6 protein-coding genes are annotated in these 7418 nt (G+C 70.1%); 3 read left to right on the top strand and 3 right to left on the bottom strand.

Annotated elements, in window-relative coordinates; translation table 11 throughout:
- Window positions 1-176 precede the first annotated feature (176 nt).
- The 3 genes from AC3ERT_RS09020 to AC3ERT_RS09010 all read left to right on the top strand — a co-directional run bounded on the left by AC3ERT_RS09020 (window position 177) and on the right by AC3ERT_RS09010 (window position 4688).
- Entirely contained in the window at window positions 177-1049 is an 873-nt protein-coding gene (locus AC3ERT_RS09020) for an ABC transporter permease (protein ID WP_335984105.1), read from the top strand.
- A gap of 61 nt (window positions 1050-1110) precedes the next feature.
- On the top strand, window positions 1111-2364 hold the full coding sequence (locus tag AC3ERT_RS09015) for a lactonase family protein (RefSeq protein WP_435173554.1): 1254 nt from the start codon (window positions 1111-1113) through the stop codon (window positions 2362-2364).
- A gap of 377 nt (window positions 2365-2741) precedes the next feature.
- On the top strand, window positions 2742-4688 hold the full coding sequence (locus tag AC3ERT_RS09010) for a hypothetical protein (RefSeq protein WP_435173553.1): 1947 nt from the start codon (window positions 2742-2744) through the stop codon (window positions 4686-4688).
- Window positions 4689-4772: 84 nt separating this feature from the next.
- On the opposite strand, the gene AC3ERT_RS09005 is transcribed toward AC3ERT_RS09010, so the two are convergent.
- The 3 genes from AC3ERT_RS09005 to AC3ERT_RS08995 are packed head-to-tail and all read right to left on the bottom strand — an operon-like array spanning window position 4773 to window position 7353.
- Window positions 4773-5597, bottom strand: a complete 825-nt coding sequence (locus tag AC3ERT_RS09005; protein ID WP_335984100.1) for an ABC transporter ATP-binding protein — start codon at window positions 5595-5597, stop codon at window positions 4773-4775.
- A complete protein-coding gene (locus tag AC3ERT_RS09000) occupies window positions 5585-6370 on the bottom strand; it encodes an ABC transporter permease (protein WP_435136225.1) in 786 nt (261 codons plus the stop codon). Before AC3ERT_RS09000 ends, AC3ERT_RS09005 begins: the two co-directional genes overlap by 13 nt.
- Complete coding sequence (locus tag AC3ERT_RS08995; protein WP_435136222.1) at window positions 6367-7353, bottom strand: ABC transporter substrate-binding protein; 987 nt, start codon at window positions 7351-7353, stop codon at window positions 6367-6369. The genes AC3ERT_RS09000 and AC3ERT_RS08995 overlap by 4 nt, the downstream gene beginning before the upstream one ends.
- Window positions 7354-7418 lie beyond the last annotated feature (65 nt).

The raw sequence follows: 7418 nt of genomic DNA, 5'->3' as shown, positions 1-7418 counted from the left end.
GGATGGCCCACCAGCGACACCATGACTGACGCCGACTGGACCAAGACCACGACGTTCATCAACTCCCTGGGCGCGCTGACCCAGGAAGCGAAGATCACGTCCGCCAACTACACCAACAAGTACCTGCCGTAGCCTCGCGCGCTCGCGGCTGATGAGACTGGAAGGAGCAGACGGTGGTGGCTGCTACCCGTGAGATGAGTCAGAAGAAGACCGGGGCCGAGGTCCCGGCGGCGACCGGAGGGAAGAAGAAGGACCACCGGTGGCGGGGCGCGGCCTTGGTGATCGTGCTGCGGCTGGCCGTGATCGTGCTCTGCCTGGTGCTGTGGCAGGTGATGAGCGGCCCGGTGATCCCCGAGTACGCGGTGAGCAAGCCGACCGACGTGTGGACGGCGCTGCACCACCTGCTGGGCTCCTCGCAGGGGTGGACCGACATCAAGACCACTTCCTTCGAGGTGGTGGTCGGGTTCGGCATCGGCGTGGCCATCGGCACCGTGATGGGCCTGGTGCTGGGCTCCTTCCCGCTCGCCGGGCGGGTGATGGAGCCGCTGGTCGCCGCGGTCAACGGCGTGCCGAAGATCGCGCTGGCCCCGCTGTTCGTACTGTTCTTCGGGATCGGCTCCTGGTCGAAGATCTACATCGCCGCGACCGGTGTGGCCTTCGTGGTGTTCTACAACCTCTACCTCGGCCTGCGGCTGCGGGACCGGGAACTCATCGAGATCATCCAGGTGATGGGCGGGAAGAAGAGCCATGTGCTCAGCTACGTGACGCTGCCGACGCTGGCCGCGCCGTTCTTCGCGGCGCTCAAGACCGGCGGGCCGCTGGCCATTCTCGGTGTCATCGGCGGTGAGTTCATCGCCTCCTCCGAGGGCGTGGGCCACGAGCTGTTCACCTCCGCGATGAACCTCGACGCCGCGACCGAATTCGCCGGACTCATCGTCCTGATGGCGATCACGCTCATCCTCAACAGCATATTGACCCAGCTCGACAAGTTCGCCCTGAAGCACCTCGGCCTGGCCAAGCGCCGTACGTCGGGGCAGCGTTCCCAGTAGATCGCATCATTTGCTCCATCCCTTTCCGCGCACATTCGAGATGCAAAGGAGCACTCTCGACATGTTCGACTCCAGATCCGCCGCGACCGGGAACACCCCGGACGGGCCGGCCGCCGGCCAGGACCGGCGCCCCTCGCGCAGACGGCTGCTGGGCTCGGTGGCCGCCGCCGCGGCCGTACCGCTGCTCGGCGCCGTGTCCACCGCGGCCGCCGCGGCCCCTGCGGCCGCCGCCCCCGCCCCCGCCGGCTCGCGCGCCGGCCGGCGGGAACTCGTCTACTTCAACACCTGGAAGGGCACCGAGATCTACGGTGCGTGGTTCGACCCGGGCACCGGCGCGCTGACCGCGCTCGGCCCGGTGGGCGAGGCCAACGCCGACTGGGCGGTCACCCACCCGTCGCTGCCGATCCTGTACGTGGCCACCATGGCCGTCGGCGGGGTCGTCGCCACCTTCCGGATCGACCCGGCGACCGGCGCCCTGACCCCGACCGGCGAGCTGTCCACCGGCGGCACCGGCCTGAACGGGGGCGGGGTGTCCTACATCGGCATCGACCAGCCCTCGAACACCCTGCTCGCCACGAACTTCGAGGACGGCTTCACCGCGGCGGTGCCGATCACCCCGAGCGGTGAGCTGGCCGCGGTCGCCTCGCGCGCGCAGGACACCGGCTCCGGCCCCAACCCCCGGCAGGCGGGCCCGCACCCGCACCACGCCGAGGTGGACCCGAGCGGCCGGTTCGTCCTGGTCCCGGACTTCGGCGCCGACCGCGTCTTCGTCCGCCCCTTCGACCGCCGCACCCGCGTGCTGTCCGAGGACGGCCCGGCCGGCTACGCCACCGCGCCCGGCTCCGGCCCGCGCCGGGTCGCCTTCCACCCCGCCGGCCGCACCGTCTACCTGCTCAGCGAGCTGAGTTCGGACCTCCAGGCCCTCCAGTGGACGCCCGCGACCGGCGAGCTGACGCACCGGCAGACCCTCGCGGTCGGCACCCCCGGCTTCACCGGCACCGCGAGCGCCTCCGACCTCGCGATCAGCGCCGACGGGCGGTTCGTGTACGCCGGCAACCGGGCCGAGAACTCCCTGGTCGTCCTCTCGGTCGACCCCCGCACCGACCTGCTCGGCGTGCTCCAGCGCATCCCCTGCGGGGGCACCACGCCGTGGGGCTTCACCCTCCACCCGAGCGGGCGGTGGCTGCTCGTCGCCAACGAGGCGAGCAGCAGCGTGAACGTCTTCGCGGTCGACCCGCGGTCCGGGCAGCTGACGGACACCGGCACCTCCCTGGCCGTGCCCAACCCGGACTCCGTCACCTTCTTCTGCGCCTGACCTGACGTCTGACGCCTGAGGGTGACGCCTGAGGCTGACGCCTGACGTCCGACGCAGCCGCCCGAGGCGCCCGCACCCTTCGAGTGCGGGCGCCCACGGGGCGAACTGTCTCCCGCCGCGCGCTTCGTGCGCTTTCCCGTTCCCTTTTCTTTCCCCTCGCCTTTTCCGTCCGCGTCCACCGCATTTTCCGCAAGGGCCGCGGGCGGCTTTCGCATGCCCGGACGCGGAACTTCCAGGGGCTCCCACAATTGACGGCGGTATTTCCGACGGATTAATTGACGGTGGATCAGCCGCGGAGTAGCGTCCCGCACGTTCTCCGGGAAAGCGCGCGCCAACGGAAGAACTCGATCCCTCACACCACGGGAGTTGGAAGAGAAATGGCATCCGAGAAAAAGGGTATAGGACGTCGGGCGTTCCTGGTGGCCGGTGCGGCGACCGCAGGCGCCGCGCTGCTGCCCACCCCCTCCTTCGCCGTCTCCGCGGCGAGCAGCGGCAAGAAGGGGGTGATGCTGATGAACCGGATCGGCCCCTCGGCGTCGACCCTGTACACCGCGAACGCCGACGGCTCCAACGAGCGGAAGCTGCTGTCGGCCACCGACGCGAAGTTCGACCGGCACGCCAACTACTCCTTCGACGGCAAGACCGTCTACTTCACCTCCGAGCGCACCGGCGACGGCAACGCCAACATCTACGCGACCACCCTGGGCGGCTCCGGCCAGGGCACCGGCGTCACCTCCGTGGTCGGCGGCCCGGCCGTCTACGACAGCGCCACCCTCTCGCCGGACAAGCGCACCCTGGCCTTCTCCTCCACCCGGTCCGCCGACCACCTGTCGCAGATCTGGCTGATGGACACCAAGACCGGTGCGCTGACCAACCTCAGCGGCACCGCGGCGCTCGCCGGCGACCCCAGCAGCCCCGACGGCCACTTCCGCCCGGTCTGGTCGCCCGACGGGAAGTGGATCGCCTTCTCCTCCGACCGCAACACGCAGTGGATGGGGCACGACAACGGCACCGGCTGGGAGCACACCCAGGAGCTGAGCATCTACGTCATCAAGCCCGACGGCACCGGCTTCCGGCAGCTCGCCACGAAGCCCGGCTACTGCCTGGGCTCGCCCAAGTGGTCCCCGGACGGGCAGCGGATCGTCTACTACGAGATCACCGTCGAAGGCACCTGGCAGGCGCACCGCCCCGAGGACATCGGCGTGGTGGAGTCGCAGATCGTCTCGGTCGACTTCGCCACCGGCACCGACCGCGTCGAGCACACCTCCGGCCCGAACCTCAAGGTCTCCCCGCAGTACGTCACCAACACCGAGATCGGCTACCTGCTCAAGAACGGGCAGGACGAGGGCCTAGTCTACGTGAACGGCTCGATCCCGAACGTGAAGCGCGCCGGGGTGCGTTCGCCCTGCTGGTCCCCGGACGGCAAGTCGGTGATCTACGAGAAGCAGGACTTCACCAGCCGGACCCTGGACACCCCGCTCTACAGCTGGGACGCGAACTGGGACTACCGCTTCTGCGACGTCTTCCCGATCCTGTCGTCGCAGAACCGGCTGGCGATCACCGAGAAGCAGACCGGCCCGGGCAAGTCCGACATCGCCACGCTCAACCCCGACGGCAGCGACCTGAAGGTGGTCTTCGACACGACCACCTCCGGCCTGGACCAGACGCTGGTCACCGAGGGCCTGGCCGGCGCCTTCCGGCCGGCCTGGTCCCCGGACGGTCAGTGGATCGCGTTCGGGCTGGGCGGCTGGTTCCAGGAGCGCGCGGTGATGACCGCGGCGATCTGGCGGGTGCGCAGCGACGGCACCGGCGCCCAGGCGCTCACCGACAACTCCACCAACTCCGGCTTCCCCAGCTACTCCGCCGACGGCACCAAGATCGTCTACCGGGTGTGGGGCGCGCAGAACGGCCTGCGCATCCTCGACCTCGCCAGCGGCACCACCACGGTGCTCACCACCGCGTCCGACAACCTGCCCGACTGGTCCCCGGACGGCAGCCGCATCCTCTTCACCCGCAAGACCGGCCCCACCAACTTCGACGTGTGCACCATCAAACCGGACGGCACCGGGCTGAGCGTCCTCACCAGCAGCGGTGCCAACGACGGCCACGCCGTGTGGCACCCCGACGGCCGCATCCTCTACAACACCGGCATGTACGGCTTCCGCGAGGAGGCCGCCCTCTACGACAACACCTTCCAGCCCTACGGCATGATCATGGCGATGAACGCCGACGGCTCGGGCAAGACGATGCTCACCGACAGCCAGTGGGAGGACTCGATGCCCCTCTACCTGCCCCAGGCGGCTCTCACCGGGACCGCCGGCTGACCCGGTGCCGCTGACCGCCGACGGGCTGCCGCCCCTTCCCCGAAACCGGGGGAGGGGCGGCAGCCCGCAGGTGCGAGAGGTACGTCAGCGGTCGGTGCCGGGCGCCTTCTGCGCCCGGACCACCTCCCAGATCTCCTCTTCGAGGTCGCGGTGCTCACGGCTGTGCTTGAGCTCCAGCGGCCGCGGCCGGGCGAACGGAATCCGCCACTGCGCCACCACCCGGGCCGGGCGCGCACTGAAGGCGACGACCCGGTCCGCGAGGTAGACGGCCTCGTCGATCTGGTGGGTGACGAAGACGGCCGTCTTCTTGCGGGCGTCCCAGATCTTCAGCAGCTCCGCCTGCATGCTCTCGCGGGTCTGCGCGTCCAGCCCGGAGAACGGCTCGTCCAGCAGCAGGATGCCGGGATCGGCGGCCAGCGCGCGGGCGATGTTGACGCGCTGCTTCATGCCGCCGGACAGCTGGTCGGGGTAGAAGCGCTCGAACCCCTTGAGCCCGGTCAGCGCGAGCAGTTCGGCCGCGACCGCCAGCCGCTCCTTCTTACCGCGCCCGGCGAGCTCCAGCCCGTAGGCAACGTTGTCGATGACCGGGCGCCAGGGCAGCAGGCAGGCGTCCTGGAACACCACGGCCCGGTCCGGGCCGGGGCGGTCGACGGGCGTGCCGTCCACCGAGATCCGCCCGCCGGTCAGCGGGACCAGCCCGTCCAGCGCCATCAGGAAGGTGCTCTTGCCCGAGCCGCTGGGCCCGACGATCGCCACGAACTCGCCGTCGGCGACGTCGAGGTCGATCCCGTCGACGGCCACCACCCCGCCGGTGCGGGCCTGGTAGGTGACCTGCGCGCCGGCCACCTGGAGCTTCGGCCGGTCCGGCGCGGCGGCGGTCCGCCGCTCCGCCCGGCTCACCGCTGCCACCGCTGCATCCGGCGCTCCAGCAGCGCCGCGAGCTGGGTCAGCGCGATGCCGAGGAAGGTGATGACGGCGACGGTGGCGTACATGACCGGCATGTTGAAGGAGTTGCTGGCCGAGATGAGGACGTTGCCGATGCCCGCCTTCGACGCGAAGATCTCGCCGACCACCACACCGATCATGGCCCGCCCGATGGAGATGCGCAGGCCCGTCATGAAGAACGGCACCAGGGTCGGCAGCACCACGGTCCTGATCACCTGGAGGTCGCTCGCGCCGAAGCTGCGCGCCAGCCGCCGCAGTTGCCAGTCCACGTTGCCGACGCCGGCCGCGGTGTTCATCAGGATGACGGTGGTGCAGCTGAGCACCACGACCACGATCTTCGGGGTCATGCCGATGCCGAAGATCAGGATCAGCACGGGGACGACGGCGACCTGCGGCATCGAGTTGATGCCGACGACCAGCGGTTTGAGGAACTCGTCGGCCGCCTTGTACCAGCCGGTGAGCAGCCCGAGCAGCGCGCCGAGCAGCACCGAGACGCCCAGCCCGATCGCGAACTCCTCGCCGGAGACCCGCAGGTTGGACCAGATCTGACCGTCGGAGAAGAGCGTGCCGAGCGCGTGCACGACCTTCGACGGGCCGGGCAGGAAGAGCGGTTTGACCCAGTGCCCGGTCACCGCCAGCTGCCACAGGGCGACCAGCAGCAGCAGACACAGCGCCCCCAGCAGCAGCGGGCGCAGCGCGGACCGGTACTCCTTCGCCGTCCGGCGCGGCCCGGTCACGGCCGGGTCCCGGTGAGCGCGGTGTCCACGACGTCGGCGCTGGTCAGCCCCTTGGCGTCGGGGATCACCTGGGCGGTGGCGCTGATCGCCTTGGTGATGCCGTCGGTGTCCACGGCCCAGGTCGAGGACCAGGTCCACTTGCCGGCCCGTGCGGGGTCGGTGTTGACGGTGAGGGTCTCCTCGCAGCTGGCGGCGGTCGCGCCGCTGCCCTTCTGGCAGTCGGCCACCGCGGCCTTGCGGTTTGCCGGCTGGGCGGCCCACTTGGCGGCGGTGACCAGGACGGACACCATCTTCTTCAGCGCCGCCGGGCGGGACTTCAAGGACGCGTCGGACGCCCAGAACGTCACGTTGGGCACCTGCACGGCGCTGTCCTCGGCCTTGAGCAGGACCGTGCCGACCTGCTGCTCCACCGAGCGCTGGGTGTTGAGCTCCGCGGTGGCCTTGACGGTGCCGCCGGAGATGGCGCCGAAGCGCTGGGCGAGGGTGCCGGCGGTGACGAAGGTGACGTCGTGGGGGTTCACGCCGTAGTGGGACAGCACCGCCATCAGGTAGATCTCGTCGGCGGAGTTGCCGCCCGAGACCCCGATCGTCTTGCCCTTGAGCTGGGAGAGGGAGGTGATGTCCTTCGCGGCGAGCACGTCGTACTGGGCGCCGGCGGCCTGCGCGAAGATCTTGCCGGAGATGGCCTTCTTGGCGATGTCGCCGATGAAGTTGGTGGGGCCGCCGGAGGCGACGTCGACGGCGCCGGTGGCGAGCGCCGCGACCGAGGAGGAGCCGCCGCCGGTGAACTTCTCGACCGACACGTCCAGTCCGGCCTTCTTGAAGAACCCCTCGTAGACGGCCGCGTAGAACGGGGTGAGGGTCGTGGTGGGGCTCAGGTCGCCGAAGGTGATCCGTCCTTCGGACGTGCCCGACGACGATTCGGAGGTGCCCGAAGCGCCGCAGGCGGTGAGGGTGAGTGCGGCGGTCACGGTGACGGTCACGGTCAGGAGCAGGGGCAGACGTCGTGCGCGTGGGCGGTGGAGATGGTCGGACATTCCGCGTGATC

This window comes from Actinacidiphila sp. bgisy145 (genome assembly GCF_057708125.1).
The sequence above is the reverse complement of the archived record's forward strand: the minus strand, read 5'-3'. Positions and strand labels throughout refer to the sequence as shown.